The organism is Pseudomonas sp. C9-3 (assembly GCF_032392015.1).
GTDB classification, from domain to species: Bacteria; Pseudomonadota; Gammaproteobacteria; order Pseudomonadales; family Pseudomonadaceae; genus Pseudomonas; species Pseudomonas nitroreducens.
The window spans coordinates 5,542,421-5,567,087 of sequence record NZ_CP135919.1 but is presented as its reverse complement, the minus strand read 5'-3'; the positions used below and the strand labels follow the sequence as shown (position 1 = coordinate 5,567,087).

Annotated in this window: 29 protein-coding genes and 1 pseudogene; 13 read left to right on the top strand and 17 right to left on the bottom strand. The window is 65.6% G+C overall.

Going from position 1 to position 24,667, the window contains the following annotated elements:
• Positions 1-324 precede the first annotated feature (324 nt).
• Both RS899_RS25510 and RS899_RS25505 read right to left on the bottom strand, forming a co-directional pair.
• Positions 325-1,128, bottom strand: coding sequence for a TlpA disulfide reductase family protein (locus RS899_RS25510; protein WP_315808359.1), 804 nt, complete (start codon positions 1,126-1,128; stop codon positions 325-327).
• Positions 1,129-1,210: 82 nt separating this feature from the next.
• Positions 1,211-2,659: a PLP-dependent aminotransferase family protein gene (locus tag RS899_RS25505; RefSeq protein WP_038803555.1), complete on the bottom strand. Its 1,449-nt coding sequence runs from the start codon at positions 2,657-2,659 to the stop codon at positions 1,211-1,213.
• A gap of 184 nt (positions 2,660-2,843) precedes the next feature.
• Between RS899_RS25505 and RS899_RS25500 the strand changes: the two genes are divergently transcribed.
• Both RS899_RS25500 and RS899_RS25495 read left to right on the top strand, forming a co-directional pair.
• Positions 2,844-3,074, top strand: a complete 231-nt coding sequence (locus RS899_RS25500; RefSeq protein ID WP_315808358.1) for a DUF1127 domain-containing protein — start codon at positions 2,844-2,846, stop codon at positions 3,072-3,074.
• Positions 3,075-3,213: 139 nt separating this feature from the next.
• Positions 3,214-3,903, top strand: a complete 690-nt coding sequence (locus RS899_RS25495) for a M15 family metallopeptidase (protein WP_315808357.1) — start codon at positions 3,214-3,216, stop codon at positions 3,901-3,903.
• Between the two features lie 19 nt (positions 3,904-3,922).
• On the opposite strand, the gene RS899_RS25490 is transcribed toward RS899_RS25495, so the two are convergent.
• Both RS899_RS25490 and RS899_RS25485 read right to left on the bottom strand, forming a co-directional pair.
• Positions 3,923-5,413: a YifB family Mg chelatase-like AAA ATPase gene (locus tag RS899_RS25490; protein ID WP_065348187.1), complete on the bottom strand. Its 1,491-nt coding sequence runs from the start codon at positions 5,411-5,413 to the stop codon at positions 3,923-3,925.
• Between the two features lie 39 nt (positions 5,414-5,452).
• The gene (locus RS899_RS25485; RefSeq protein ID WP_054910835.1) at positions 5,453-5,734 is read right to left on the bottom strand and encodes an accessory factor UbiK family protein; all 282 of its coding nucleotides are present in this window, start codon (positions 5,732-5,734) and stop codon (positions 5,453-5,455) included.
• 403 nt (positions 5,735-6,137) lie between these two features.
• Here RS899_RS25485 and glnK point away from each other — a divergent pair, with 403 nt between their 5' ends.
• The 4 genes from glnK (at position 6,138) to sutA (ending at position 8,795) form a co-directional block, all read left to right on the top strand.
• Positions 6,138-6,476: a P-II family nitrogen regulator gene (gene glnK, locus RS899_RS25480; protein WP_003457590.1), complete on the top strand. Its 339-nt coding sequence runs from the start codon at positions 6,138-6,140 to the stop codon at positions 6,474-6,476.
• A 41-nt stretch (positions 6,477-6,517) separates the two neighbouring features.
• Positions 6,518-7,852 carry an ammonium transporter gene (locus RS899_RS25475; RefSeq protein ID WP_045215404.1) on the top strand — a complete coding sequence of 445 codons (1,335 nt, stop codon included), beginning with the start codon at positions 6,518-6,520 and terminating at the stop codon, positions 7,850-7,852.
• 106 nt (positions 7,853-7,958) lie between these two features.
• Positions 7,959-8,384 (top strand): secondary thiamine-phosphate synthase enzyme YjbQ, encoded by a 426-nt coding sequence (locus RS899_RS25470; protein WP_054910834.1) that lies wholly within the window; start codon positions 7,959-7,961, stop codon positions 8,382-8,384.
• 78 nt (positions 8,385-8,462) lie between these two features.
• Positions 8,463-8,795 (top strand): transcriptional regulator SutA, encoded by a 333-nt coding sequence (sutA, locus tag RS899_RS25465; protein WP_037011556.1) that lies wholly within the window; start codon positions 8,463-8,465, stop codon positions 8,793-8,795.
• Positions 8,796-8,972: 177 nt separating this feature from the next.
• Here sutA and RS899_RS25460 read toward each other — a convergent pair whose 3' ends face one another.
• From RS899_RS25460 to lptM, 6 genes and pseudogenes are all read right to left on the bottom strand, one after another.
• Positions 8,973-9,665: an HAD family hydrolase gene (locus RS899_RS25460; protein WP_315808356.1), complete on the bottom strand. Its 693-nt coding sequence runs from the start codon at positions 9,663-9,665 to the stop codon at positions 8,973-8,975.
• Positions 9,662-10,567: a tyrosine recombinase XerC gene (xerC, locus tag RS899_RS25455; RefSeq protein ID WP_024762097.1), complete on the bottom strand. Its 906-nt coding sequence runs from the start codon at positions 10,565-10,567 to the stop codon at positions 9,662-9,664. The genes RS899_RS25460 and xerC overlap by 4 nt, the downstream gene beginning before the upstream one ends.
• A 53-nt stretch (positions 10,568-10,620) precedes the next feature.
• A complete protein-coding gene (locus tag RS899_RS25450) occupies positions 10,621-11,322 on the bottom strand; it encodes a DUF484 family protein (RefSeq protein ID WP_045215418.1) in 702 nt (233 codons plus the stop codon).
• An 11-nt stretch (positions 11,323-11,333) separates the two neighbouring features.
• Positions 11,334-12,164: a diaminopimelate epimerase gene (dapF, locus tag RS899_RS25445; protein WP_054910832.1), complete on the bottom strand. Its 831-nt coding sequence runs from the start codon at positions 12,162-12,164 to the stop codon at positions 11,334-11,336.
• Between the two features lie 13 nt (positions 12,165-12,177).
• Positions 12,178-12,404: pseudogene (locus RS899_RS25440) on the bottom strand (diaminopimelate decarboxylase); the annotation flags it as partial.
• Between the two features lie 91 nt (positions 12,405-12,495).
• Entirely contained in the window at positions 12,496-12,636 is a 141-nt protein-coding gene (gene lptM / locus RS899_RS25430) for an LPS translocon maturation chaperone LptM (protein WP_017520757.1), read from the bottom strand.
• A 153-nt stretch (positions 12,637-12,789) separates the two neighbouring features.
• Between lptM and RS899_RS25425 the strand changes: the two genes are divergently transcribed.
• The 4 genes from RS899_RS25425 to rnk all read left to right on the top strand — a co-directional run bounded on the left by RS899_RS25425 (position 12,790) and on the right by rnk (position 14,955).
• The gene (locus RS899_RS25425) at positions 12,790-13,851 is read left to right on the top strand and encodes an AraC family transcriptional regulator (RefSeq protein ID WP_315808355.1); all 1,062 of its coding nucleotides are present in this window, start codon (positions 12,790-12,792) and stop codon (positions 13,849-13,851) included.
• Positions 13,848-14,183: an iron donor protein CyaY gene (cyaY, locus tag RS899_RS25420; protein WP_024762102.1), complete on the top strand. Its 336-nt coding sequence runs from the start codon at positions 13,848-13,850 to the stop codon at positions 14,181-14,183. Before RS899_RS25425 ends, cyaY begins: the two co-directional genes overlap by 4 nt.
• Complete coding sequence (locus RS899_RS25415) at positions 14,161-14,367, top strand: DUF1289 domain-containing protein (RefSeq protein WP_045215430.1); 207 nt, start codon at positions 14,161-14,163, stop codon at positions 14,365-14,367. The genes cyaY and RS899_RS25415 overlap by 23 nt, the downstream gene beginning before the upstream one ends.
• A gap of 183 nt (positions 14,368-14,550) precedes the next feature.
• The gene (gene rnk, locus RS899_RS25410) at positions 14,551-14,955 is read left to right on the top strand and encodes a nucleoside diphosphate kinase regulator (protein WP_045215433.1); all 405 of its coding nucleotides are present in this window, start codon (positions 14,551-14,553) and stop codon (positions 14,953-14,955) included.
• A gap of 45 nt (positions 14,956-15,000) precedes the next feature.
• Here the strand turns inward: rnk and RS899_RS25405 are convergent, their stop codons facing one another.
• The 3 genes from RS899_RS25405 to RS899_RS25395 form a co-directional block, all read right to left on the bottom strand.
• Positions 15,001-17,850: a class I adenylate cyclase gene (locus RS899_RS25405; protein ID WP_315808354.1), complete on the bottom strand. Its 2,850-nt coding sequence runs from the start codon at positions 17,848-17,850 to the stop codon at positions 15,001-15,003.
• A gap of 92 nt (positions 17,851-17,942) precedes the next feature.
• Positions 17,943-18,176: a TIGR02647 family protein gene (locus RS899_RS25400; protein WP_054910828.1), complete on the bottom strand. Its 234-nt coding sequence runs from the start codon at positions 18,174-18,176 to the stop codon at positions 17,943-17,945.
• Positions 18,177-18,257: 81 nt separating this feature from the next.
• Positions 18,258-18,539 carry a hypothetical protein gene (locus RS899_RS25395; protein WP_054910827.1) on the bottom strand — a complete coding sequence of 94 codons (282 nt, stop codon included), beginning with the start codon at positions 18,537-18,539 and terminating at the stop codon, positions 18,258-18,260.
• An 87-nt stretch (positions 18,540-18,626) separates the two neighbouring features.
• Between RS899_RS25395 and RS899_RS25390 the strand changes: the two genes are divergently transcribed.
• Positions 18,627-19,592 carry a magnesium transporter CorA family protein gene (locus RS899_RS25390; RefSeq protein WP_233297545.1) on the top strand — a complete coding sequence of 322 codons (966 nt, stop codon included), beginning with the start codon at positions 18,627-18,629 and terminating at the stop codon, positions 19,590-19,592.
• Between the two features lie 273 nt (positions 19,593-19,865).
• On the top strand, positions 19,866-20,759 hold the full coding sequence (gene ppk2 / locus RS899_RS25385; RefSeq protein ID WP_175405523.1) for a polyphosphate kinase 2: 894 nt from the start codon (positions 19,866-19,868) through the stop codon (positions 20,757-20,759).
• A 4-nt stretch (positions 20,760-20,763) separates the two neighbouring features.
• On the opposite strand, the gene RS899_RS25380 is transcribed toward ppk2, so the two are convergent.
• The 3 genes from RS899_RS25380 to RS899_RS25370 form a co-directional block, all read right to left on the bottom strand.
• Positions 20,764-21,531 (bottom strand): hypothetical protein, encoded by a 768-nt coding sequence (locus tag RS899_RS25380; protein WP_315808353.1) that lies wholly within the window; start codon positions 21,529-21,531, stop codon positions 20,764-20,766.
• Positions 21,532-21,756: 225 nt separating this feature from the next.
• The gene (locus tag RS899_RS25375; RefSeq protein WP_054910823.1) at positions 21,757-22,254 is read right to left on the bottom strand and encodes an outer membrane beta-barrel protein; all 498 of its coding nucleotides are present in this window, start codon (positions 22,252-22,254) and stop codon (positions 21,757-21,759) included.
• Between the two features lie 189 nt (positions 22,255-22,443).
• Positions 22,444-23,133 carry a Crp/Fnr family transcriptional regulator gene (locus RS899_RS25370; protein ID WP_315808352.1) on the bottom strand — a complete coding sequence of 230 codons (690 nt, stop codon included), beginning with the start codon at positions 23,131-23,133 and terminating at the stop codon, positions 22,444-22,446.
• A gap of 74 nt (positions 23,134-23,207) precedes the next feature.
• On the opposite strand from RS899_RS25370, the gene RS899_RS25365 reads away from it, so the two are divergent.
• The gene (locus tag RS899_RS25365; RefSeq protein ID WP_233297543.1) at positions 23,208-23,732 is read left to right on the top strand and encodes a DUF962 domain-containing protein; all 525 of its coding nucleotides are present in this window, start codon (positions 23,208-23,210) and stop codon (positions 23,730-23,732) included.
• A 6-nt stretch (positions 23,733-23,738) separates the two neighbouring features.
• Here RS899_RS25365 and RS899_RS25360 read toward each other — a convergent pair whose 3' ends face one another.
• Entirely contained in the window at positions 23,739-24,527 is a 789-nt protein-coding gene (locus RS899_RS25360) for a helix-turn-helix domain-containing protein (RefSeq protein WP_045215457.1), read from the bottom strand.
• Positions 24,528-24,667 lie beyond the last annotated feature (140 nt).

The window sequence follows — 24,667 nt, the reverse complement described above, 5'->3', positions numbered from 1 at the left end:
CGGCAAGTCATCAAGTGAATTGATGCCGAGCCATCGTAGTGAATGGCTTCGCAGGGCGTTCGTGCTCAGGAAGGAAATCGGAATATTCTCAGGGTCTAACAGATGTTTCGTAGCAAAGCAGGTGGAGCCGAGGCGTCTCGGTGATTTCAATTGCCTGGAAGTTGTTTTTGATAAAGAAATTGTCAGTTATATGAAATTGAATTGTCTCGGGCAGTATTCAAACAATTGAACTTGTGCCGCGGCGATTTTCCTCGATTGATAAACCAACTTTCTTGTGAGTTGGCGGGGGATTACTCTCCGCCAGACTCACACGGAGTGGAGGGATCACTCCTTGAGCTGGCCCAGCCCGTACTCCAGGCTGGCAGCAGAAAGCTCGCCCATCTGGCTGTGCTTCAGGCGCCCCTGGGCGTCGTAGAACAGCGTGGTGGGCATACCGTAGGAACCGGTGAGCTGGCCCAGGCGGTTGCCGCTGTCGAGCAATACTGCCGTTTCGCTCAGGCCCTGGTCGCGCAGGAATCGCTGCACGGCTTCGGCGTTCTCGCCCTGGTTGACCAGCAGGAAGCGCACGTCGCTGCGCTGCTTCTGGGCGGCCTCCAGCACCGGCATTTCGCGTCGGCACGGCGGGCACCAGGTGGCCCAGAGGTTCACCACCATGGGCCGGCCATCCCGCGCGCGCAGGTCCACAGCCGCACCGCGCAAGTCCATCACCGTGAGTTCGGGAAGCTGCTGGCTGCGATCCAGCGCCGAAGTCACGGCCTTGCCGCCGCCCCACAGGCACACGCCGACCACGGCCGCGACGGCCAGTGGGCGACGCAGTGCGGCCCTGCGCCACGCCAGCACGGCGCCGATCAGCGCGGCGGCGATCACGCCTGGTAGCGCGAGAAACCCGCCATCGCGGATATCCACAATGCTCAGGGGCGTCGCCGCGTACTGCTCGGCATAGCGCGCAACGAATGCCAGCCGTGCCACCAGCAACCCGCCGAGGAACATGGCGAACAGCGCACCTTCGGGATTGGCGCCGCGCTTGCGCCCGGCCAGCCAGCCGGCCAGCAGCGCACCGAAGAAGCCGAGGTAGAGCAGGACGTGGGGCAGGGGAATGGCCAGTGGGCCGAGGGTCAGACTGGTCAAGGCAGGAGCCCGGCAAAAGGAAACCAAGGTACAGCAGGGCGCGGTCACGGGGCAGCGCCGGGCTGTGGATAAATGTTTCGCCTCAGGCCGGCAGCGGCTCGGCCTGCTGCTCGCGCAATTCGGCGGTGAGCCGCCCGGCGCAGGCGCCGACCTTGCGCACGGCCGCTTCGATCAGCGGCAGGTCGCGGTTGGAGTAGTTCATGCGGATGCAGTTGCGGTACTTGCCCGAGGCGGAAAAGATGTTGCCCGCCGCTACCTGTACGTTGTCGCGGCGTAACTCGTGGTTCAGCCGCACGCTGTCGAACTGCGGGTCGAACTCGACCCAGAGCATGAAGCCGCCGCGCGGCCGGGTGACTCGCGCGCCTTCGGGGAAGTAGCGGCCGACCCACTCGGTCATCAGGTCGCGGTGGCGCTGGTACTGCGCGCGCATGCGGCGGATGTGCGGCTCGTAGTGGCCGCCGCCGACGAACTCGGCCAGGGCCATCTGCGGCTGCGGCGCGCAGGTGCCACTGGCGATGTACTTGAAGTGCAGGATGCGATCCAGGTAGCGCCCCGGCACCACCCAGCCGGTGCGCAGGCCGGGCGCGACCGTCTTGGAGAAAGAGCTGGCCAGCAGGACGCGGTCGTCGGTGTCGAAGGACTTGATGCTGCGCGGACGCGGGAAGGCGTAGGCCAGTTCACCGTAGACGTCGTCCTCGAGGATCGGCACGTCGTAGCGCGCGGCCAGCGTCAGCAGGGCGCGCTTGCGGGCGTCGGGCATGATGTAGCCCAGCGGATTGTTGCAGTTGGGGGTGAGCAGGATCAGCTTCACCGGCCACTGTTCCATCGCCAGTTCCAGCGCTTCCAGGCTGATGCCGTTGGTGGGGTCGGTGGGAATTTCCAGCGCCTTCAGGCCATACGCCTTGAGCGCCTGCATGGCGCCGTGGAAGCTCGGCGAGTCGATGGCGATGATATCCCCCGGTTCGCAGATGGCGCGCAGGGTGATGGCCAGCGCTTCCTGGCACCCGGTGGTGATGACGATCTCGCTGGGTGGCACCTGGCAGCCGGAATCGAGCATCAGCCGGGCGATCTGCTCGCGCAGCGGCAGCGAGCCCTGGATGCCTTCGTAGCCCAGGCTCTGCAGGTCGGTCCGCCGCGCGGCATGCACCATCGCGCGTTGCAGCGGCTTGAGCGACGGGCTGGCGATATCCGGCGTGCCGCGTCCGAGCTGGACGAAATCGCCGCCCGGTGCGCGGCGCACCTGTTCCAGTACCTGGTCCCACTGCGACACATCCACCGGCCGCTGCGCCGGGCGAGTCATCGCCGGCATCGGCGGCAGTTCGCGACGTTCCGGCACGAAGTAGCCGGACTTGGGCCGCGGCTCCACCAGACCGTCATCTTCCAGTACGCGATAGGCCTGCTGCACGGTGCTGATGCTGACGCCATGTTCTTCGCTTAGCGCGCGCACCGAGGGCAGGCGGTCGCCAGGGCGATACAGGCCTTGCTCGATGCGTTCGCCGAGGGTGGCGGCCAACTGCGCGTAGCGTTTCATGACAGATCTCCCGTGCCGGGTTGGTTCGGCTCGATGCAGTACAGATAGGGAAAAAATACGCCATTCAGACCGATTTCGCCCAGCTCTGTATGGAAAAAACTCTGCCTTGTTGAATCTGTAATGATTTTCCCCGATTCGTCACGCTAGCCCCACGTCCGAAGAACCCGACTGGAGGAGCGACGACATGAGCGGCCTGAGTGATGTGCGGCTGACCCTTTATCAACAGGAACTGCTGGAGATCCCCGGCACCCGCATGGCCCCGCGTGAGGCTGGCGAAAGCCGCTGGCAGCAGTTCTGGCGCCGCGTGCGCACCCGCAAGCAACTGCTGGAGCTCTCCGACGAGCAACTGCGCGACATCGGCATCAGCCGCGAGCAGGCGAAGCTGGAAGCGATGCGGCCATTCTGGCGCTGCTGATCGCTCCGTCGGCAGCGGTGGTTGGAGGTTATTCCGTTTAACCTGATAGATTGCCCTGTGCCCTTTTGAGCACGATTTCGACGAACAGGGCTGCGTCGTTGGGCGTGGAGTTCGGGCTATCAGGTTGGGTGAAAGGTTCATGCTGAACGAGCTGGAATTAACGGGTAGGGTTCGATCCCATGTAGTGCAATTGCCTGAGCCGCGCTTGGCGGCGCAGCCTGAAGCGGCGTCAGCCTTTATGGCGATGCGTGAGGCTGCCGGTCGTGATGGCTTCGATCTTCTACCGGTCAGCAGCTTTCGAGATTTTCGTACTCAGCTTCGAATCTGGAACGGTAAGTTCAGTGGCAGCAAGGCTTTGTATGACATGCAGGGGCACCCACGTAACTTCACCCAGCTGACGCCAATTCAGATCGTGCATTGCATCCTGAACTGGTCAGCGTTGCCCGGTGGGAGCCGCCATCAATGGGGAACGGAGATCGATGTCGTCGATGGGGCAGTAATGCCACCCGGCTACTCCCCGAAATTGCTACCTGAAGAGGTGGCTCCCGGCGGGCTGTTCTGGGCATTGCACCAGTGGCTGGACGCCAATATGGCCGCTTATGGATTTTTCCGGCCGTATCGCTACTTCAAAGGCGGTATGTACCCTGAGCCTTGGCATCTCAGCTATGCCCCTCTGTCCGTACCGGCCCTGCGCCAGGTTTCGGTCGATCTGCTACGCGAAGTGCTGATTGGTACCGATTTACTCGGTAAGGATCTGGTCCTGGAAATTCTGCCCGATATCTATCGCGACCATATCCTCAACATCGTGGAGCCTGACGATCAGACTTAACGGCTTGGGACTACAGCGTTTAATGCCCCGCACGGTATTGCAGCGCTTCGGCCAGGTGCGGGCGCTCGATGCGGTCTTCCTGCTGCAGGTCGGCAAGGGTGCGGGCGACCTTGAGAATCCGGTGCAGGGCGCGCAGTGACAGGTTCAGGCGTTCGCCGGCCTTTTCCAGCCAGGCCTGGTCTTCCGGGCTTAACGCACAATATTGGTGCATTTTCTTCAGCGTAAGAAACGCGTTTGCGCAGCCCTGGCGGGCGAGCTGGCGCTGGCGGGCAGCGGCGACCTGAGTGGCCAGTTCCGCGCTGCTGGTGCTGGGCCCGCTGGGGGCAAGGGTGGTGCTTTCCCGGTTGACGGTGAGGTGCAGGTCGATGCGGTCCAGCAACGGCCCGGAGAGCTTGGCGCGGTAGCGCTGGATCTGTTCCGGGGAGCAGCGGCAACGCCCGCTGGGGTCGCCGAGATAGCCGCAGGGGCAGGGGTTCATCGCTGCCACCAACTGGAAGCGTGCCGGGAAGCGCACACGGCCGTTGGCGCGGGCGATGACAATTTCGCCCCCTTCCAGCGGTTCGCGGAGAACCTCCAGGACCTTGCGATCGAACTCCGGCAATTCATCCAGGAACAACACACCTTCGTGCGCCAGTGTGATCTCGCCCGGCTGCGGGCGGCTTCCCCCGCCGACCAGCGCCGGTGCGGAGGCGGTGTGGTGCGGTTGTCTGAAGGGGCGCTGTGGCCAGTGAGTCAGCGGCCCGCGACCTGCCACGGAATGGATCGCGGCAACCTGCAACGCCTCATCTTCGTCCAGCGGCGGCATCAGGCCGGGCAGGCGGCTGGCGAGCAGGGTCTTGCCGGTGCCGGGCGGACCGCTGAACAGCAGGTTGTGCGCCCCGGCAGCGGCGACCAATAGCGCGCGCTTGGCGGCGGCCTGGCCCTGGACTTCCGACAGGTCCGGATAGGGCGGCGTCACCCGCATCAGGCCGTTCGCCTCATAAGGACGCAGTCGCTCCTGGCCGCTGAAGTGCGCGGCCAGCTCCAGCAGGTGGCCGACGGCGTAGACGGTCAGGCCGCTGGCGAGGCTGGCCTCTTCGGCGTTCTCCTTCGGCACCACCAGGGCGCGGCCGGCGGCGCGGGCAGCCAGGGCGGCAGGTAATACCCCGGGGACCGGGCGCAAAGTGCCGGACAGCGCCAGTTCGCCCAGGCATTCCAGTTCATCCAGCCCGGCAGCGTCGGCCAACTGGCCGCTGGCGGCGAGGATGCCCAGGGCGATGGCCAGGTCGAAACGCCCGCCATCCTTCGGCAGGTCGGCCGGGGCGAGGTTCAGGGTGATGCGTCGGTTGGGGAAATCGAAGCCGGCGTTGAGCAGGGCGCTGCGCACGCGGTCCTTGCTCTCTTTCACGGCGCCTTCGGGCAGGCCGACCAGGGTCAGGGAAGGCAGGCCGTTGGCCAGGTGTGCCTCGACGATGACGCCGGGCGCTTCCACGCCGACCTGGGCGCGGCTATGGACGATGGCGAGGGACATGGATCACTCCTGGATCGCATGCCGCCCGCCAGGCGGGGATCAGTTTTCGGAGGCGGAGGCGGCTGTATCGGCTGGGGAGAGGCGGGCTTCCATCTCGGCGACCTTGGCTTCCAAGGCCTCGAGGCGTGCGCGGGTGCGCGCGAGGACGACCATCTGGCTGTCGAATTCGTCGCGGCTGACCAGGTCGAGCTTGCTGAAGGCGCTCTGCATCAGAACCTTGAACTGGGCTTCCAGCTCGGCCTTCGGCAGGGGCGATTCGCCACCGAACAGGCGACCGGCTTGTTGGCTGATGGCATCGAGGAAGGCTTTGGGCGGCAGCATGGTTCATGGGTTCCGGATTGAATCAGAGCGCAGTCTATCACGCAGCCGCCGCCGGCTGCGGCGTGCGGCGTTGCACGCTTTTTGAGCAGTGTGCCCGCTCGCCGTGCGCGCTTTCGGTGCGCACGGGCGGCGCTGGCGAATCGCCAGAAACTCCTCTTTTACGCCAAGTGCCTGATGGCGCGGGCATTTCCACGAACTGGCAAGCTTCATGCTTTGGGGCATACATGGCGTGCACCGATGCAGTTCCGGTGCGGCAGGCGAGGCAGAGGATCGCTTCGATCAACGCAGTCGGAGTGCTGAGGTAGGGCGGCCGGCGCATTACAAAAGCCAGACACTGCGCTTAGACTTGTCTCCGGGTTCGTTCTTCCTGGGGCGGGTCCACCAAAACACGGGAGAGAGTTACATGAAGCTAGTCACAGCCATCATCAAGCCGTTCAAGCTGGACGACGTTCGTGAGTCGCTGTCCGAGATCGGCGTGCAGGGCATCACTGTGACCGAAGTCAAAGGCTTCGGCCGGCAGAAGGGCCACACCGAGCTGTACCGTGGCGCGGAATACGTTGTCGATTTCCTGCCGAAGGTGAAGATCGACGTCGCCATTGCCGATGACCAGCTGGATCGTGTTATCGAAGCCATCACCAAGGCCGCCAACACCGGGAAGATCGGTGACGGCAAGATCTTTGTCGTAAATCTGGAACAGGCCATTCGTATCCGTACCGGCGAAACCGGCACCGACGCGATCTAAGCCAAGCCCACACCGAACCCCACGCCCCAGGAGAAACAACAATGACTCTGCGCAAATACGCAGGGCTAGGCGCCCTATTGCCCCTCGCAATGCCCGGTCTGGCCTTGGCCGACGAGGCTGCGGCCCCCGTCCTGAATAGCGGTGACACCGCCTGGATGCTGATTTCCAGTGCCCTGGTGCTGCTGATGACCATCCCCGGCCTGGCCCTGTTCTACGGCGGCATGGTGCGCGCCAAGAACGTCCTGTCGATCATGATGCAGTGCTTTGCGATCACCGCGCTGATCAGCATCCTCTGGGTCGTCTACGGCTACAGCCTGGCCTTCGATACCGTCGGTATGGAGAAGGGCGTGGTCAACTTCGCTTCCTTCGTCGGCGGCCTGGACAAGGCCTTCCTCAGTGGCCTGACCAGCACCGGCTTGACTTCCGCCGCGGCGCTGTTCCCGGAAAGCATCTTCGTGATGTTCCAGATGACCTTCGCGATCATCACTCCGGCCCTGATCGTCGGCGCCTTCGCCGAGCGCATGAAGTTCTCGGCCATGCTGATCTTCACCGCGCTGTGGTTCACCCTGGTCTACGCACCGATCGCCCACATGGTCTGGAGCGGTGACGGCGGCTTGCTGTGGGACTGGGGCGTGCTGGACTTCGCCGGCGGCACCGTGGTGCACATCAACGCCGGTATCGCCGGCCTGGTGGCGTGCATCGTGCTGGGCAAGCGCAAGGGCTACCCGACCGCTGCCATGGCGCCGCACAACCTGGGCTACACCCTGATCGGCGCCGCGCTGCTGTGGGTGGGCTGGTTCGGCTTCAACGCCGGTTCCGCGGCTGCTGCCAACGGTACTGCCGGCATGGCCATGCTGGTCACCCAGATCGCCACCGCCGCCGCTGCCCTGGGCTGGATGTTCGCCGAGTGGATCACCCACGGTAAGCCGAGCGCCCTGGGTATCGCTTCGGGTGTGGTTGCCGGCCTGGTTGCCGTCACCCCGGCCGCCGGTACCTGTGGCCCGATGGGCGCCATCGTGATCGGCCTGGCGGCCGGCGTGATCTGCTTCTTCGCCGCCACCAGCCTCAAGCGTGCCGTCGGTTACGACGACTCCCTGGACGCCTTCGGCGTGCATGCGGTCGGCGGTATCGTCGGCGCCCTGCTCACCGGCGTGTTCGCAGCGCCGGCCCTGGGCGGCTTCGGCACCGTGACCGACATCGGCGCCCAGCTGTTCACCCAGTTCAAGGGCGTGGCGTTCACCATCGTCTACACCGGTATCGTCAGCTTCGTGATCCTCAAGGTCCTGGACCTGGTCATGGGCCTGCGCGTCACCGAGGAAGAGGAAACCGTGGGTCTGGACCTCTCCCTGCACAACGAACGCGGCTACAACCTGTAAGGGTTCGCGCAAGTTCGACGAAGGGCGCCCTCGGGCGCCCTTTGCTTTTTCGATCAGCACGCTAGAATGCGCGCGCATCACCGTTAGCGACGGAGAAGTGCCCGCCATGTGGCAGCAGAAGTCGATCACCCTGCGCCCTCGCCCGCGAGGTTTTCACCTGGTCACCGACGAGATCCTGGCTGCGTTGCCGGAGCTGTCGAGGTGCCGGGTAGGCCTGCTGCACCTGCTGCTGCAGCACACCTCCGCCTCGCTGACGGTCAACGAGAATGCCGATCCCTCGGTGCGTCGCGACTTCGAGCGGTTCTTCAATCGCCTGGTGCCCCAGGGTGAAGGCGGCTACGAGCATGACTACGAGGGGCCGGATGACCTTCCGGCGCATTTCAAGTCGAGCCTGCTGGGCTGTCAGCTGACGCTGCCGATACAGCAGGGAGGCTTGGCAATGGGCACCTGGCAGGGTATCTATCTGGGCGAGCACCGTGACCACGGCGGCCCGCGCAGGATAGTGGCGACCTGGCAGGGCGAGCTTGTATGAATTTTTTCCGGCGGCGTTCGTCAAAGCGCGCAGCTGGGCTATAACTAACGTGCTTTGCAGCACCACAGAGGTTGAACGATGAGCGACGAAGAACTGGAACAGGACGAGCTGGACGGCGCTGACGAGGATGATGGCGAAGAGCTCGCCGCAGCCGACGACGGCGACGCCGAAGCAGACAGCGGCGATGGGGATGAAGCCCCTTCTTCCAAGGGCGGTGGCAAGAAAGCCAAGGCCGCTGCGGAAGAAGAGGAACTGCCCTCGGTCGAAGCCAAGCAGAAGGATCGTGATGCACTGGCTCGCGCGATGGAGGAATTCCTCACTCGCGGCGGCAAGGTGCAGGAGATCGAGCCCAACGTCGTGGCCGACCCGCCCAAGAAGCCGGATAGCAAATACGGCAGCCGCCCTATCTGATATCTGACGCAATACGAAAAGCCCCGTCGCTCCGTCTGGAGCGGCGGGGCTTTTTCATGTCCGATTATTGCGGCGTGCCGTGCTGTAGGAGCGAGCTTGCTCGCGAATCACCTGGAACCAGCGGCAGCCGGGAGCCCTGGTTCGCGAGCAAGCTCGCTCCTGCGAATAGCAGGAGTATCAGAGCTTTGCCAGGACGCCCGGCAGCTCTGCCAGGTTGTGGATGATCGCGCTGGGCGCTTCTTCGCCGTCCCATTGCTTGCGCGCGGGGTTGAACCAGATCGCCTTCATGCCCGCGCGGCGCGCGCCGGCGATGTCATCGCTGGGGTGGTCGCCGATGTGCACGGCGTGTTCGGCGGCGACGCCGCCGCGCTTGAGCGCTTCCTGGAACGGGTGCGGATCGGGCTTGCCGACGCCCAGTTCTTCCGCGCACAGGGCGAACTGGAAGTAGTCGGCCAGGCCCAGCCGGCGCACGTCGGCGTTGCCGTTGGTGAGCACGCCGAGGATGAAGCGGTTGGCCAGTTGCTCCAGGGTCGGGTGTACCTCGGGGAACAGTGCCACCTGGTGCCGCGCCTGGAGGAAGGTTTGGAAGCCGGCCTCGGCCAACTCCGTCGCCTCGGGCTGTGGATAACCCGCGTCGAGCAGCGCGTGGAACAGGATGCGCCGGCGCAGCTCGCTCAAGCGGTGCTTGAGCATCGGGTCCTGCTCCATCAGCCGCGAGCGGATTGCCCACAGGTGCTCGATGGGCACCGGGCCGAGCTGTGCAGCGTGCACCGCGAGCCAGTCACGCAGGGTGGCTTCGGCGCTGTTCATCACCGGGGCGACGTTCCACAGCGTGTCGTCGAGATCGAAGGTGACCAGACGGATACTCATTCTTCTGCTCCGGGTTTACGGCGTGCCCGTGGGTGCGCCTGGTCGTAGACCGTGGCGAGGTGTTGGAAGTCCAGGTGGGTGTAGATCTGCGTGGTGGCGATGTCGGCGTGGCCGAGCAGCTCCTGTACCGCGCGCAGGTCCTGGGAGGATTCGAGCATATGGCTGGCGAACGAATGCCGCAGCATGTGCGGGTGCAGGTGCTGGCCCAGCTCGCGCACGCCGGCCTCGCGCACCCGCAGCTGGATGGCGCGCGGCGTCAGGCGCTTGCCGCTGCGGCCGATGAAGACGGCGTTGTCCTGCGGCGACACGCTGGCCCGTAGTGGCAGCCAGGCTTCGATGGCCTGCCGCGCGGCGCGGCCGACCGGCAGTTCGCGGACCTTGTTGCCTTTGCCGTGGACGCGTACCAGGCCGTCCTTCAGGTCCAGCCATTCCAGGTCGAGGCCGACCAGCTCGGAGAGGCGCAGGCCGGAGGAATAGAACAGCTCCAGCAACGCCTGGTCGCGACGGGCGATGAAGTCGTCCTCGACGCCGCCGTCCAGCAGTTGCGCGGTGCGGTCGGTATCCAGCGTGCGCGGCAGCTTGCGGGCGCCCTTGGGCGCGGCGAGGCCGTCGGCGGGATCGTGTCGGCAGCGGCCTTCGCGAATCAGGTACTGGTACAGCCCGCGGGTGGCCGACAGCAGGCGGGCCAGGCTGCGGCTGGCAAGGCCCTGCTGGTGCAGGCGGGCGACGAACAGGCGCAGGTCGCGTACCTGCAGCGCCGACCATTCGTTGATCGAGGATTTCTCGCACAGCGCGGCGAGCCGCGCCAGGTCGCGGCGGTAGCCGTCGAGCGTGTGCACGGACACCTGGCGCTCGCTGCGCAGGTGTTCCAGATAGGATTCCAGATCGGCTTCGAGCGACACGCGGAAAGCTCCCAGTGATACAGCCAGGCTGGCAGCTTACCGCGTTGCGAAGGTCAGCGTACCGAGCGCAGTGGCGTGGAGAAGCGCGGCAGGGTGCGCGCGAGGACTTCGGCGACGTAGCCGAGGAACAGGGTGCCCAGCGAGCTCTTGTAGTGCTGCGGATCGGGGCTGCCGATTGCCAGCACGCCGTGCAGACCCTGGAAGGTCAGCGGCACGACGGCGGCGGAGCCGACCTGCTCGCGTTCGCTTTCGCAGAACAGGAAGGCCAGCTCGTGGGGGCGCAGCACGCCGCAGACGGTCTTGCCGCCGGACAGCAGGCCACCGATGGCCTGGTGCGCTTCGGCGCTGCTCACCGAGCGGCCCACCGGCAGGTTGTTGTCGCTGAACAGGATCAGGCTGACGTAGGGCACGAGGAATTCGTGGCGCAGGCTGTCTTCCACCGTGCTGACGATTTCCTCGAGGCTGGTGGCGTCGAGCAGGTCGAGCACCAGGCGGCGGGTCTTGTCGAACAGGCGATCGTTGTCGCGGGCTACGTCCATCAATTGCGACAGCCGATGGCGCATCTCGATGTTGCGTTCACGCAGCAGGCGCACCTGGCGCTCCACCAGCGACACGGCATCGCCCGGCTGGTGCGGAATGCGCATCTCCGGGATCAGCTCGTCATGGTCGACGAAGAATTCAGGGTGCCGGCGAAGATAGTCGGCGACCTGTTCGGCTTCGAGCGTAACGGTGGGGTCCTGCGGAGTATCGGTCATAAGCGTCCCGGTTATAGACGTACCTGGCCTTCGAACACCCGCACGGCGGGCCCGGTCATCATAACGGGCTGACCCGGTCCTGCCCACTCGATGGACAACCGTCCGCCGGGAAGGTCGATCTGTACCGGCGATTGCAGCCAGCCCTGGCGAATGCCGGCGACGGCGGCGGCGCAGGCGCCGGTGCCGCAGGCCAGGGTCTCGCCGGCGCCACGTTCCCAGACGCGCAAGCGTGCCTGGTGCGGATTGACGATCTGCAGGAAGCCGATGTTGGCCTTCTGCGGGAAGCTTTCGTGGACTTCGAGTTTCGGGCCCAGCGTGCGCACCGGTGCGCTGTCGACATCATCCACGCGCAGCACGCCGTGCGGGTTGCCCATGGAGATGGCGGCCAGTTCGTAGCTCTGCCCGTCCACTTCCAGGGGATAGCTCAGCGCCTCGCTCTCGGCCTTGAACGGCACCTGCTCGGGCACCAGGCGCGGCGGGCCCATGTCGACGGTGACCTGGCCATCGTTGGCGATGGTCAGCTCGATCATGCCGCCCTTGGTTTCCACGCGGATGGTCTTCTTCGCGGTCAGGCGCTTGTCGACCACGAAGCGCGCGAAGCAGCGCGCGCCGTTGCCGCACTGTTCGACCTCGGTACCGTCGCAGTTGAAGATGCGGTAGCGGAAGTCCGCGTCCGGTGTGCTCGGCGGCTCGACGATCAGCAGTTGATCGAAACCGACTCCGAAATTGCGGTCGCCCCACTGTTTGACGTGGCGTGGCTGCACATGGGCGTGCTGGCTGACCAGGTCCAGGACCATGAAGTCATTGCCCAGTCCGTGCATCTTGGTAAAGCGCAGAAGCATCGTCGTCTCGGCCTCAGTCCGGCAGCAGGCTTTCGCCGGCGAACAGCTCTTGTCTCTTGCGGCAACGCACCCCGTGCGCGGCCGAGCTATCCACCAGCACCTCAGCGGCGCGGCCCCGGGTGTTGTCGTTGGAATTCATGACGAAACCATAGGCGCCGGCCGGATGAACGGCCAGCAGGTCACCTTCTTTCCGGGCGGGAGCGCGAAGCCGGCAGGGAAGTCGCCGGTTTCGCCGGGCGGCGTGCCAAAGCGCTCGGCAATCGCCGACGCTGGCACGTCTGCCGCGAGCAGTAGCCCGCCGCGGACGTCGAAGGCGTCCATGGGAACGCCTTCAGAGACCGTAGCGGTCCTTGCTGTGTTCGTTCTTGGCCTTTTCGTCGTCCGGCAGGTACAGCGGGCCTTTCTGCCCGCAGCCAGCGATGGCGGCGGTCAGCAGGGCGATCGCGACGAAGGGAAGCAGCAGTCGCTTCATGGCGGAATCCTTGTAATAAAGCGTCAATGGGGCCGGAGTATACCGGCCCCCCGCCGGCTTGCCTATGCGAGCCGGCTCCCGCCCGGCGGGGCTTTCGGCTCGCGCCCGGCGGGCCACTGGCCCTATGATGGCGGGCAAAAAATGGAAAGCTCGATGGACTATCGCGATCCCCTGCCCAGTTCGGTGTCGGTGGCCTACCTGCAGGGCCTTGTGGAGCATCTGCAGCGCCACGGCGTGGAGCCGGCGCAGCTGCTGGCGACGGTGCATCTGGATCCCTCGATCCTCGCCCAGCGCGACCAGCGTATTGCCGCCAGTGCCTACCTTGAACTGGTCGGTGCCGGCGTACGCCTGAGTGGCGACGACAACCTCGGCCTGCATCTGGGCGAGGCGGTGCGCCCTGGCTACTACGGTGTACTCGGCTACCTGATCATGAGCTGCGCGACCCTTTCCGACGCCCTGCATCGCCAGGCGCGCTATGCCGCGCTGGTGGGCAACCTGGGCCGCGTCGAGCTGGCCGACGAGCCGCCGCGCGCCGGTTGCGAGCCGTTGGTCAAACACTGCTGGGAGGCGCTGCTGCCGCAACAGCAACGGCAGATGAGCGAGGAGACGCTGGCCGGCTGGGTCAGCTTCGGCCATTGGGTCAGTGGCGTGGACGAGGCGCCATTCGAAGTGCGCTTCAGCCACAGTGCCCCGGCGGACGTCAGCGAACACGCACGCATCTTCCGCTGCCCGGTACTGTTCGATCAGCCGGACAATGCCCTGGTCTTCCCCAAGCGCCTGCTGGCGCTGCCGCTCGGCCAGGCCGACGCCCAGGTGCAGCGCACCCTGGATGCCTACGCTGAACGCCTGCTGGTGGAGATCAACAAGGGCGACAGCGTGCTCGACCGCGCGCGCCTGGAGCTGGCGCGCCAGTTGCCGGAGCAGGGCGCCGACCTGGAGCGCCTGTCACTGACGCTCGCCCTGAGCCCTCGCACTCTGCAGCGCCGCCTGCGCGATACCGGCCTGTCGTTCAGCCAACTGGTGGACGAAACCCGCCAGCAGCTGGTGCTCCACTATTTGCGCGACGCGGCACTGGACACTGCCGACATCGCCTACCTGCTGGGCTTCAGCGAAGCCGGTTCGCTCGCCCGCGCATTCCGGCGCTGGACGGGGCAGAGTCTGGGCGAATACCGGCGTAAACTGGTGCCTTTGACTGATCCCGAGGACGATGCATGAGCACTTTGAGCGAAGCCCGCTTCCATGACCTGGTGGACGCCGTACAGGTAACGGTGGAGGACGCCTTCGACGACAGCGATCTGGACCTGGACCTGGAGAACTCCAGCGGCGTGCTGACCGTGCGCTTCGAGAACGGCACCCAGCTGATCCTCAGCCGCCAGCCGGCGCTGCGCCAGCTGTGGGTGGCGGCGCGCTCCGGCGGCTTCCACTTCGACTACGACGAATCTGGCTCGCTGTGGATCTGCGACAGCACCCGCGAACCGCTGGGCGCGCTGCTCAATCGCGCCACGCTGGAACAGGCTGGCGAGGATGTCGACTTCCCCGGCATCTGACGCGCAGGCGAGCGTCGCCTCGCCTTGCTGCCGGCGCTGCTGCCTGGACGACGCGGATGTCTGCGTCGGCTGCGGCCGCACCCTGGGCGAAATCCTGGAGTGGAACGAGGCGGACGGTGAGCGTCGCCGGGCGATCCTGGCGGACTGCGAAAAGCGCCGAAACAACCACCTGCCGAAGTGGTGACTGGTCGGTGTTGCTTATTTTCTGTGCTGTGTTAGTGTCCGGGAAAACCCCGCCTTGGGCGGGGTTTTTCTTTTTTTGGAATTCATTGCGCGTTCGTTTCCCGAACGTCTTTACTGCCAGAACACCCAGGGCCCCGAACGCGCGAGCGTCCGGGGCTCTCCTGTAAGGAGACTGCCAACCATCATGACCACGACTCCCATCACCGTCACCCGACTCGACCTGCAACGTCTGGAGCGCATGCTCGACAGCCTGGATGAGTACGGCCCCGCTGCCGAGGCGTTGGAGGCCGAGCTGGCCCGTGCCACGGTCGTCGGCCACGACGAGATACCGCCGGGCGTGGTCACGATGAATTCCACCGTGCGCTGCCGCGAGGAAAGCAGTGGCAAGGAATACCACCTGACGCTGGTCTACCCGGCCGATGTCGGCGGGGAAGGCAAGGTATCGATCCTCGCCCCGGTGGGCACCGCGCTGCTGGGCCTGACCACGGGCCAGAGCATCGACTGGCCGGCGCCCAGCGGCAAGACGCTGAAGCTGACCCTGCTGGAAGTCGAATACCAGCCCGAAGCGGCCGGCGACTTCGATCGCTGAGTTCCCCCTCCGGGACTTTCCCTCCCCGGGCGTCCGGTCCGGCCTTCAGGCCTCGGCCAGCGCCCGGTTCAGCGCCTGTTCCAGGCTCTGCTTGTAGCGCAGGAAGTGCACGGTCTGCAGCTCGCCGCCCTCGCGCATGGCCGACAGGTCCAGGTCGGTGATGTAGCAGGGGTAGCGCTCCTGTCCCCGGCGCCGGTCCAGGATGTGCCTGGCCACGGCCTGGAACAGCTCGCTGCCGAACTCCAGTTCCGAGAACTCGCGGTGGTTGCAGAACAGCGTGGTGCGCGCGCGCTGGCCTTCTCCGGGTTCGACGATCGCCTGCACGTTGTAGAACGGCAGCGCTTCCAGCGGCTGCGGCGTGTTGCGCCGCTCGATACGTTGCGCGCGCTGGTGACCGTTGGTCACCACTTCGTAGAAGAGGATGTCCGCACCCACCGGTCCCTGGCTTTCCAGTAGCGAGATCACGGCGTTGCGGCGGTACTGCACCGACTGCAGGAAGCGCTGCAGCGGCAGCAGCAGGCCTTCCTCGGTGTCGTACTCCTGGCGGCGCCGCCAGAGGGCGTTGCGTTCGTCGAGGATAGTGATTTCCGCACTGCCTTCGTCCAGGCGGTAGAACACCTGTACGGTATTGGCCCGGCCCAGCGGCAGGATCATGGCGAGGTCGTCGCCCTCCAGTGCGTGCCGGTCCAGTTGCAGGAAGCCACTGTCGTCCTGGGTGTCGCCCAGGTGCTCGACGAGCGCCGGCAGCCCTTCGATCACCCGGTGGCTGACGCTGCCGGGCACCAGGTGCAGCAGGTGGAAATGCTGGCGCACCTGCAGCAAATAGCGCCCGCCCTTGCCGCTGGCGAGCTGCGCATGGGCATCGCGGAACAGGTCTTCCACGCGCTGGGCGATGGCCGCGGCGCGGTTGCGGCAGAAGCAGCGCACCAGTAGACGCGGCGGCGGGGCGTCGGAGGGCAGCGTGTTGAGGAACTCGCGCAGGCAGTCGAGCAGCGCGTGGGGGCCCGAGTAGCGGCTGACCAGCAGTTCGTTCCAGCTGTTGAGGGTGATCTGGTCGAGGGTCAGCACCAGGTTGTCGCGCACGCCGGAGTAGCCGAGCGAGTCGGTGCGCTCGGTGGTCATGTGCACGTTCATCTGGCTGTGCTGGCGCAGCGGGTCGATGCCGACGTTCACCAGCAGCAACACCTGCGACGGCACCGCGCTGCGCAGCAGGGCGCTTTCCGGCACCTCGTTGAGCGGCAGCGGGACGGCCTGCTGCAGGCTGCCCAGCAGGTTCTGCAGTTCGAACTCGCTCAGATCGCTGGCGCCCGGCTGCAGGGACAGCCGCGTGGTCGCATCGATCACGCCGTTGCGATGGCTCCAGGCGAGCAGGTCCATGAGGTCACGGGCGCGGCGCAGCGGGGCGAAGTCGGCCATCTCCTGCAACGACAGGTTGCCGCCATACAGCGCCCAGAACGGTGGTTTACCGGCGTCGCCACCCGGCAGCTGGGCGAGGGTGAGGATGTCTTCGGCCATGTCCGGGGCGATACCCGGATTGATGAATTCGACCTTGCCGGCCTTGCGCTCGAAGGCGGCGTACAGGCGCCGGCCGAGTATCCCCATGTCCCGCGGGTTGATGCCGCTGGCGGCATGCTGCAGGCGGGCGAATTGCGAGAGGAAGCGGTAGCTGTGGGTCAGCTCGTTGACCAGCGCGCGGCGCTCCAGCAGCACCTGGCGTACTTTCCACTGGCTGCGGCTGTCCAGTTGGGCGAAGGCGCGGTTGTCCCACTTCCATTCCGCCGAGACGCGCTCCATCACCTTGCGTTGCCAGCTCTTGTGGCCCTGGCGCGGCGGCCGGCTGAGCTTCTTGCCAACCTTGAGGTAGAGGCAGCGGCGGATCAGTTCCAGGCGCTCGGTTTCCTCGCGCGCCTTGAGGTATTCCTCCAGGCGGCGGTAGAGCATCACGTAGGGGTCGAGGTCCTCCACGTCCAGGCGTCCGGCGTAGATTGCCTGCTTGTAGCGCAGGCTCAGGCAGGAAACCTGTGGGTGTTCGCTGGCGTAGACCTCGGTGAGCAGCAGCTTGAGCACCGATTTGTAGGGAGACTCGATGCCCTTGAACAACTGCCACATGCCGGCGCCGATGAACTCGCCCGGCGGGATGCGCGCCAGGTGGCCGAGGTCGAGGACGTCCTCGGCGCGGATGAAGCGCTTGCTCAGCAGTGTCTGGCAGTACTCGGCATAGCGGTTCTCCTCGTACACCGGCACCAGCCACCACAGCGGCGTGCGGCCGCCAAGCCAGATGGCGGTGCGGTAGAACTCGTCCAGCAGCAGGTAGTGCTGGCTGGTACCGCAGTCGTCGGAGGTCAGTCGCGCCTCGCGGGCGCCCTGGGTGTAGTGCTGCGGGTCGACGAGGAAGCAGTGCACCTCGGCGCCCTGGGTGGCGGCCCATTGTTCGAGCAGCTCGCATTTGCGGCGCAGTTCCGCCAGCTCCCGCTCGGAGAGGTCGGAGGCGTGGCAGACCCACAGGTCCAGGTCGCTCTGCTCGGCCTGGGCGACGGTGCCCAGGCTGCCCATCAGAAACAGCCCGTGGATCGGCAGCGGCGGGTTGCCGCGCCGGGTCTTGTAGCTGAAGGAGCGGGTCAGGCGCTGGGCTTCGGAGAGGATGTCGTCGTCCGGGACGAAGTTCGACAGCCCTGCGGGTGTACTGGCCGACACGTAGCCGGGCAGCAGCGGGTGGTTCACGTCCAGCAGCAGCGGCAGCAACTTGAGAACAAGTTGCTGCCGCGTGGAAAGCGCTTCACTGGCCCGCTTCAGGCGCGCGGCGTTGACCTTCAGGAAGCGCTGACGCAGCTGCGTCAGCACCTTTCGGTCGATGCCGTCGTCGATGTCCGGGCGGATTTCGGGAGTGAGCGTCATGGCGTACTGCTGCCTGGCCAGCGGCGCCGCATCAGGGAATGCGGCGCTCGGAAATGTGCCAGTTTATCGCCCGCTCGCAGGGGAACTTGAGGTCAGCCGCGCAGGATGCCGAGCAGGACCTGAGCGTGCTCGGCGGCGTCGAGGCCCAGGCTGGTCAGATAGCCGCCGTCCTGCTGGTCGATCAGGCCCTTGGCGTGGAGCCGTTCGGCGGCAGCCACTGTTTCGGCGGAAGCGTCGTGGTGCACTTTCAACCCGGCCTGGCTGTTCTCCAGGTCGTAGAGCGCCAGCAGATCAAGTTCTTCAACCATTTCTTTGGTGAAAGCCATTCTTATAACTCCCGATGGTCAATGAGGCTCCAGTGTAGTCTCAAGTCCCGCCGGTTCGGCAAGCGGTGTTATGCCGCTGTCTCATTCGGCAACAGTACCGTCCGGAAGTGTCGGCAGCGCGCGCAGTGCCTGTTCGTACCACTCACCGTTGAAGGGGCGGTCATCGGCCAGCATCGCTTCGATCTCGTGGGCGAGCACCAGGGCCATCAGGTGCAGGGCATCTTCGCGCTCGTAGCCGACCAGGGTCAGCTTGTTGAACACTGCGCGGGCCGCCGGTGGATTCTCGCTCTCGATCTGGTTCTCGATGGCCTGGATCAGGGTGTCTTCGGCGAAGGACTCTTCGCTGTCGTCGTGTTCGCTCATCACAGTGTTCTCCGATGGGCTTGTGAAGCGCCGGGAAGTTGGCCAACCTGCGGATCAACTTCTGGCTGTAAAGGATTGTCGGGCGACATGATCACCTATTACACCCTGGTCGGCGACCGCCTGGTGCGCCACAACGGCAGCGAATGCCATGGCATGCCCAAGGAAACGCTGTGGATCGACCTGTTCCAGCCCACGGCGGAAGAGGAGCAGTTGCTGGAGTCGATCATCGAGGTCGACGTGCCGACCCAGGAAGAGATGGCCGAGATCGAGGACTCCTCGCGCTTCTACGAGAGCAAGGGCGCGCTGTACATGACCACCACCGTGGTCGGTGGCATCCGCGAGCACAAGCCGAGCACCTCGGAGGTCACCTGCGTACTGACGCCGCACTGGCTGGTGACGGTGCGCTACACCGATCTGCTGGCCTTCCGTACCTTCGAATCGCGCACCCAGCGCGGCGGCTGCGAGGGGCGCAGCGACCAGCTGTTCGTGACCCTGATGGACAGCGTGGTGGACCGCATTGCCGACGTGCTGGAGAACGTCCAGAAGCAGCTCGACAGCCTGGGCACCAGCATCTTCCGCGAGGGCCCGGCCAACGAGAAGGCCGACCTGCAGGAAGTGGTCAAACAGCTCGGGCGCAAGAACTCGCTGCTGTCCAAGCTCAACGAGAGCCTGCTGAGCATCAGCCGGCCGCTGAGCTATTTCCGCCAGGGCAGCAACGGCTGGATCAGCGACGAGGTGAAGCTGGGCATGAAGTCGGTGGAGCGCGACGTGCGCTCGCTCAGCGAGTACCAGACGAAGATGGCCGGGGAGATCACCTTCCTGCTGGACGCCACCCTGGGCCTGATCAACATCGAGCAGAACAGCATCATCAAGGTGTTCTCCATCGCCGCAGTGCTGTTCCTGCCACCGACCCTGGTGGGTACGGTGTACGGCATGAACTTCGCGCACATGCCCGAGCTTGCGTGGCTGGCCGGTTACCCGATGGCGCTGGTGGCGATGGTGATCTCGGCGATCATTCCCTACTACTGGTTCAAGTACAAAGGCTGGCTGTAGCCGGTTGCTGGGTGGATTGAGACGAGCTCGCTCGATGAGATTGATGCCGGTCAAGAAGGCTCGCCCCGCTGGGGCAGAGAGTGGGAAGTCCCCTGACCACTCAATGTCTCACCGGAGGAGACCATGTCCGAGACCGTCACCAGCAGAACCGCCCCGGTACGTCGTGCCAACAAGACTGCCAGCCGGGCGCCGGCCGCCGCCAAGCCACCGATAACCGATGGCGCGGAGGAAATCCGCGCCCAGAGCCATGGCCCGGTTGCGCTGAAAGTGGCCATGGCGCCGCGCGGCAGCAACGAGGACTCTACGTCCGCCGAACTGCCGGCCTTCTACCCTTACCGCAAGCGGCTGCAGCGCAGGGAATACGAACATCTCAAGGAGCAGCTGCAGGTCGAGCTGCTGAAGGTGCAGAGCTGGGTGAAGGAGACCGGCCAGCGCGTTGTCGTGCTGTTCGAGGGCCGTGACGCCGCGGGCAAGGGCGGCACGATCAAACGCTTCATGGAGCACCTCAACCCGCGTGGCGCGCGGGTCATCGCCCTGGAGAAGCCCAGCGACGCCGAGCGCGGCCAGTGGTACTTCCAGCGCTACATCCAGCACCTGCCCACGGCCGGGGAGATCGTCTTCTTCGACCGCTCCTGGTACAACCGCGCCGGCGTCGAGCGGGTGATGGGCTTCTGCTCGCCGCGCCAGTACCTGGAGTTCATGCAGCAGACCCCGGAGCTGGAGCGCATGCTGGTGCGCAACGGCATTCTGGTCTTCAAGTACTGGTTCTCGGTGAGCCGCGAGGAGCAACTGCGCCGCTTCGTCTCGCGCCGCGACGACCCGCTCAAGCACTGGAAGCTGTCACCCATCGACATCCAGTCGCTGGACAAGTGGGATGACTACACCCAGGCCAAGGAAGCGATGTTCTTCCACACCGACACCGCCGATGCACCCTGGGTGGTGATCAAGTCCGACGACAAGAAGCGTGCGCGCCTCAACTGCCTGCGGCACTTCCTGCACACGCTGGATTACCCCGGCAAGGACGAGAAGATCGCCCACGCGCCTGACCCGCTGCTGGTCGGCCGGGCCGCCGACCTGGACCGTGACGAGATGCAGGCGCCGCCTGTGGTGGAGAGCGCTGCCGCGGTACCCGTGGCGGAGCCGGAACCCGAGGCGATCCCGGCCTGAGGCGCTACTGCTGGCTGATCAGCATGAGCTGGCCGGAAACGGCGCGGGCATTGCGGTCGACGATGATCGGAGCCCAGGGCCGGCCGGAAGCGCTGATGCCGCTGTTGCTCTTGCTGTTCATGTCCAGCAGAGCTTTGCTCAGGTATTCCCAGCGGGTGCGCAGTTTCTTGGTCGCATCGCTATCGGGCAACTGATCGATGCGCTGGGTCAGCAGCGGCACCAGCACGCTCTCGTCCTGGCCGAGGTATTCCTGCGGCTGTTCGCGGGCCAGTTCCAGGCCGCTGATGTACGCGCGGCCCAGGTACTGGGTGGCCAGGTACTCGACGCGCACCGGCAGTTCCCACAGCGGAATCTGATTGGCGTCGGCGGTAGCCGGCACGAAGCGCTCGACCTGGTTGAGCAGCTCGCGCAGGGCACGGCTCAGGTCCTGGTTGTAGCGCCAGGGCAGGTCTTCTTCCTTGGGGCCGTAGGAAACGCCATTGCGGATCTGCGTTACGAATTCCGCATGGGCCTTCTTGAGGGCGTCGTCGGCCTTGGGGTAGCCCTTGACGGCCTTGTCCAGGGTGGCCAGGTCCTTCTCAAGCTGGGCGGCGTGGGTTTCCTGGAAGCCTTCGCCGCGCAGCAGCAACAGGCTGTTTATCGAGCGGCAGGTGTAGACCTGCAGGGTCTGCAATTGCAGTTCCTCGCTGGGCAGGTTGGCCTGGGCGGCGAGGGAGAGGAGTCCGAAACAGCACAGCAGGAAACCGCGATAGACATCGAGCTTTCGGAACATGGCGGAGGCGTCCTTCTTGTTATTGTGAGCTGCCTGATTCGCCCGGGCGCGTGTTCTCTGGCGCCAGAAATGCAGCTATCCCTAGGCTAGCTGCGAACCTTGCCGCTGCAACCGTCCGAAAGAGTGATTTGTGCAGCTGAACCGGTGCCGGCGGAAGGTTCGGGAGGGGGAGGACTGCTCTGGGGAGAGCCGAACCTCCGCCGGGCTTTGCGGGGCAGACGGGCGTCAGAAACGCCAGTAGGCCGAAAGGGTGGTCTGGTCGAGGTCGATGTCGCCGACGTCCAGGTACTCCTGCTCCAGGCGCACGCCCAGGCCGCCGATCACATCCATTTCACCGCCGAAACCGTAGAGCGCGTCCACGTCGTCGGATTTGCCGGCGGCATCGTCATCGGCGTGCCAGGCATGCACGCCGGCGATGCCATACAGGCGGATGCGCTGGCCGATGGGGAAGCCCAGGTGGACGTTGGCTTGCAGCGACTCGCCGTCGAAGTGTTTCTTGCCGTCGCTCATGTCACCGAAGTCGACCACCGCGCCTTCCAGGGACAGGTAATTGTTGAAGCGGTAACCGGCGTACAGCTTGTAGCTGTTGTCGTGGTCATCGAAGGACCGGTCGTCGATTTCGAGGCGGGTCACGCCGCCACCGACGTAGAGGCCGCTGTCGTCGGCCATCGCCAGGGCCGGAGCGGTCAGGGCGAGGGCGCAGAGGAGTTTCGAAAGGCGCATAGGATTCCCTTGCGGCCGGCGCGTGGCGCTGGCCGCCTTGCTGTCATGCTGAAGGTTCGGGTGCCGGCTCGGCGCTGGCGAGTCGGGGCCAGCGCGGCGGCGGGTGCATTAGAGCGAGGGGGTGACGGGCTCGGCCATCGTAGGTTGTCGAGACTCGCCTGGCTTTTTTTCTAGACGGGCTGGCAGAGGTCAGGCGTGGGCCGCCTGGCGCAGGCGTGCGCGGTCGAGGATCTCGATGCCGCCGTAGCTCAGGCGCACGATGCCCTGGGCTTCCAGGTCCTTGAGAATCTGGTTGGTGGTCTGCCGTGACAGCGAGAGCATGGCCGCCAATTGGTCCTGGGGCAGGTGCAACTCGCGCTTGGCGGTGGCCGACTCGCCGTAGCCCTCGGCGATCATCAGCAGGCGCCGGGCCAGGCGTGGCGCGGCGGGCAACAGCGACAGCTCTTCCAGCACGGCGAAGGTGATGCGCAGCTTGTGGCTCATCAGCAGGGCGAAGTCGCGCCAGTATTCCGGGTGCAGCGCCAGCAGCGCCTGCAGCGGCGCCAGGGGCACCTGCAAGAGCACGGTGGCGCCTTCGGCGTAGGCGTCATGGGTGCGCGGCTGGCCGTCGAACAGGCAGATCTCGCCGAACCAGTTGGGCGCTTCCACCAGGGCCAGCAGCGCTTCCTTGCCGCTTTCGCCGACCACACTCACGCGCATCGCGCCTTCCACCACGCAGTACAGGCCGCAGGGCGCATCGCCGCGGGCAAACAGACGCTGGCCGGCGGGTAGGCGGCGCACCAGGGCGGCGTCGCACAGCGCCTGGCGCAGGCCCTCCGGGAGGGTCTGGAACCAGCGGCCTTCCGGCAGGCGGGAGAGGTAGGGCTTGGCGTCGGTCATGGGTAATGTCGGCTAGCTGACAGAGTGGCGAGGCGCACATCGCCATGATGCCAGTACCTTGCGGGAGAACAACAATGAAAACGCTCGTCGACCACCTTGCCCAATATGCCGCCTACCACCGTGACCGGCGGAACATCGTCAGCCATTTCATCGGCATCCCGATGATCGTGCTGGCCATCGCTACCCTGCTGTCGCGCCCCGGCTTCGAGCTGGCCGGCCTGCTGGTCTCACCGGCCACGCTGCTGGCACTTGCCTCTGTCGTTTTCTACCTGCGCCTGGACCTGCGCTTCGGCCTGCTGATGACTGCGCTGCTGGCGCTGTCGCTATGGGTCGGCGCCGCATTTGCAGCCGGCACCACGGCGTCCTGGCTCGCCTGGGGGATCGGCCTGTTCGTGGTGGGCTGGATCATCCAGTTCGTCGGCCACTGGTACGAGGGGCGCAAGCCGGCGTTCGTCGATGATCTCACCGGGCTGATCGTCGGCCCGCTGTTCGTCGCTGCCGAAGCGGCCTTCCTGCTCGGCCTGCGCGATGAAGTGCGCCACGCCGTGGAAGAGCGCGCCGGCCCCACCTGCATCCGCGAGAAGAAGGCGACCGCCTGATTCAGCTCACTCCGTACCGCTGAGCTGGCGCAGGATTCGTGCGCTGTCGGGGTCGGCGGGGAAGAAGGTTTCCAGCGCCAGCTCCGACAGCGTCACGTCCACCGGCGTGCCGAACACCGTGATGGTGCCGATCAGGCTGCACACGCCCAGTTCGGTCTGCAATTGCACCGGGATCAGCACCATGTCGCCGCTGGCTGCCTCGTCGTAGGGCGGCGCCGGATAGGCTGCCACCTCGTCGCGCAACGCCGCCAATGCCGGGTCGCCGCTGGCCTCGTAGTCGCGCTGCAAGCGCTCCACTACATGCGCCTTCCACGGCCCGAGATTGAGGATGCGCGGCGCCAGGCCCTTGGGGTGCAGGCTCATACGCAGCACGTTGATCGGCGGCTGCAGCAGCTCCGGGTCGACGCCGAGCAGGAAGATATCCACCGTGCGGTTGGACGCCAGCAGGTTCCAGTGGCGGTCCACGACCATCGCCGGGTTCGGCTCGTGGGCCTTGAGCAACTGGTCGATGGCCTGTTTCGCCACGGTCAGCGCCGGATCGTCCAGGCCTTTCTCCGAATACACCGGGGCGTAGCCCGCCGCGCTGAGCAGGCGGTTGCGCTCGCGCAGCGGAATGTCCAGCTGTTCCGCCAGGTGCAGGAGCATCTCGCGGCTGGGCAGGGCGCGTCCGGTTTCGACGAAGCTCAGGTGGCGCGTGGAAATCTCCGCGTCGCAGGCGAGGTCGAGCTGGCTGAGCCGGCGGCGCTGGCGCCATTGGCGGAGCAGGGCGCCGACCGGTTGGGCTGGACTGTTCATGGCTGGACTGTTCATGGTTTCGAACGATAGACCTCCCACCCCGTAACGGCCATTACCTGTCAGGTAATCGACGCACCTACGTCCCAGGCGGATTCTTCAGCCACACGCCGCCAACCGGTGGCGACCCTTGAAGGAGCTCC

Excerpts from the sequence above, each read along its gene's own strand:
- RS899_RS25505 (WP_038803555.1), bottom strand. The coding sequence starts at position 2,659 with ATGAAACGCTACGCGCAGTTGGCCGCCACCCTCGGCGAACGCATCGAG.
- RS899_RS25500 (WP_315808358.1), top strand. The coding sequence starts at position 2,844 with ATGAGCGGCCTGAGTGATGTGCGGCTGACCCTTTATCAACAGGAACTG.
- RS899_RS25495 (WP_315808357.1), top strand. The coding sequence starts at position 3,214 with ATGCTGAACGAGCTGGAATTAACGGGTAGGGTTCGATCCCATGTAGTG.
- RS899_RS25490 (WP_065348187.1), bottom strand. The coding sequence starts at position 5,413 with ATGTCCCTCGCCATCGTCCATAGCCGCGCCCAGGTCGGCGTGGAAGCG.
- RS899_RS25485 (WP_054910835.1), bottom strand. The coding sequence starts at position 5,734 with ATGCTGCCGCCCAAAGCCTTCCTCGATGCCATCAGCCAACAAGCCGGT.
- glnK (WP_003457590.1), top strand. The coding sequence starts at position 6,138 with ATGAAGCTAGTCACAGCCATCATCAAGCCGTTCAAGCTGGACGACGTT.
- RS899_RS25475 (WP_045215404.1), top strand. The coding sequence starts at position 6,518 with ATGACTCTGCGCAAATACGCAGGGCTAGGCGCCCTATTGCCCCTCGCA.
- RS899_RS25470 (WP_054910834.1), top strand. The coding sequence starts at position 7,959 with ATGTGGCAGCAGAAGTCGATCACCCTGCGCCCTCGCCCGCGAGGTTTT.
- sutA (WP_037011556.1), top strand. The coding sequence starts at position 8,463 with ATGAGCGACGAAGAACTGGAACAGGACGAGCTGGACGGCGCTGACGAG.
- RS899_RS25460 (WP_315808356.1), bottom strand. The coding sequence starts at position 9,665 with ATGAGTATCCGTCTGGTCACCTTCGATCTCGACGACACGCTGTGGAAC.
- RS899_RS25450 (WP_045215418.1), bottom strand. The coding sequence starts at position 11,322 with ATGACCGATACTCCGCAGGACCCCACCGTTACGCTCGAAGCCGAACAG.
- dapF (WP_054910832.1), bottom strand. The coding sequence starts at position 12,164 with ATGCTTCTGCGCTTTACCAAGATGCACGGACTGGGCAATGACTTCATG.
- lptM (WP_017520757.1), bottom strand. The coding sequence starts at position 12,636 with ATGAAGCGACTGCTGCTTCCCTTCGTCGCGATCGCCCTGCTGACCGCC.
- RS899_RS25425 (WP_315808355.1), top strand. The coding sequence starts at position 12,790 with ATGGACTATCGCGATCCCCTGCCCAGTTCGGTGTCGGTGGCCTACCTG.
- cyaY (WP_024762102.1), top strand. The coding sequence starts at position 13,848 with ATGAGCACTTTGAGCGAAGCCCGCTTCCATGACCTGGTGGACGCCGTA.
- RS899_RS25415 (WP_045215430.1), top strand. The coding sequence starts at position 14,161 with ATGTCGACTTCCCCGGCATCTGACGCGCAGGCGAGCGTCGCCTCGCCT.
- rnk (WP_045215433.1), top strand. The coding sequence starts at position 14,551 with ATGACCACGACTCCCATCACCGTCACCCGACTCGACCTGCAACGTCTG.
- RS899_RS25405 (WP_315808354.1), bottom strand. The coding sequence starts at position 17,850 with ATGACGCTCACTCCCGAAATCCGCCCGGACATCGACGACGGCATCGAC.
- RS899_RS25400 (WP_054910828.1), bottom strand. The coding sequence starts at position 18,176 with ATGGCTTTCACCAAAGAAATGGTTGAAGAACTTGATCTGCTGGCGCTC.
- RS899_RS25395 (WP_054910827.1), bottom strand. The coding sequence starts at position 18,539 with ATGAGCGAACACGACGACAGCGAAGAGTCCTTCGCCGAAGACACCCTG.
- RS899_RS25390 (WP_233297545.1), top strand. The coding sequence starts at position 18,627 with ATGATCACCTATTACACCCTGGTCGGCGACCGCCTGGTGCGCCACAAC.
- ppk2 (WP_175405523.1), top strand. The coding sequence starts at position 19,866 with ATGGCGCCGCGCGGCAGCAACGAGGACTCTACGTCCGCCGAACTGCCG.
- RS899_RS25380 (WP_315808353.1), bottom strand. The coding sequence starts at position 21,531 with ATGTTCCGAAAGCTCGATGTCTATCGCGGTTTCCTGCTGTGCTGTTTC.
- RS899_RS25375 (WP_054910823.1), bottom strand. The coding sequence starts at position 22,254 with ATGCGCCTTTCGAAACTCCTCTGCGCCCTCGCCCTGACCGCTCCGGCC.
- RS899_RS25370 (WP_315808352.1), bottom strand. The coding sequence starts at position 23,133 with ATGACCGACGCCAAGCCCTACCTCTCCCGCCTGCCGGAAGGCCGCTGG.
- RS899_RS25365 (WP_233297543.1), top strand. The coding sequence starts at position 23,208 with ATGAAAACGCTCGTCGACCACCTTGCCCAATATGCCGCCTACCACCGT.
- RS899_RS25360 (WP_045215457.1), bottom strand. The coding sequence starts at position 24,527 with ATGAACAGTCCAGCCCAACCGGTCGGCGCCCTGCTCCGCCAATGGCGC.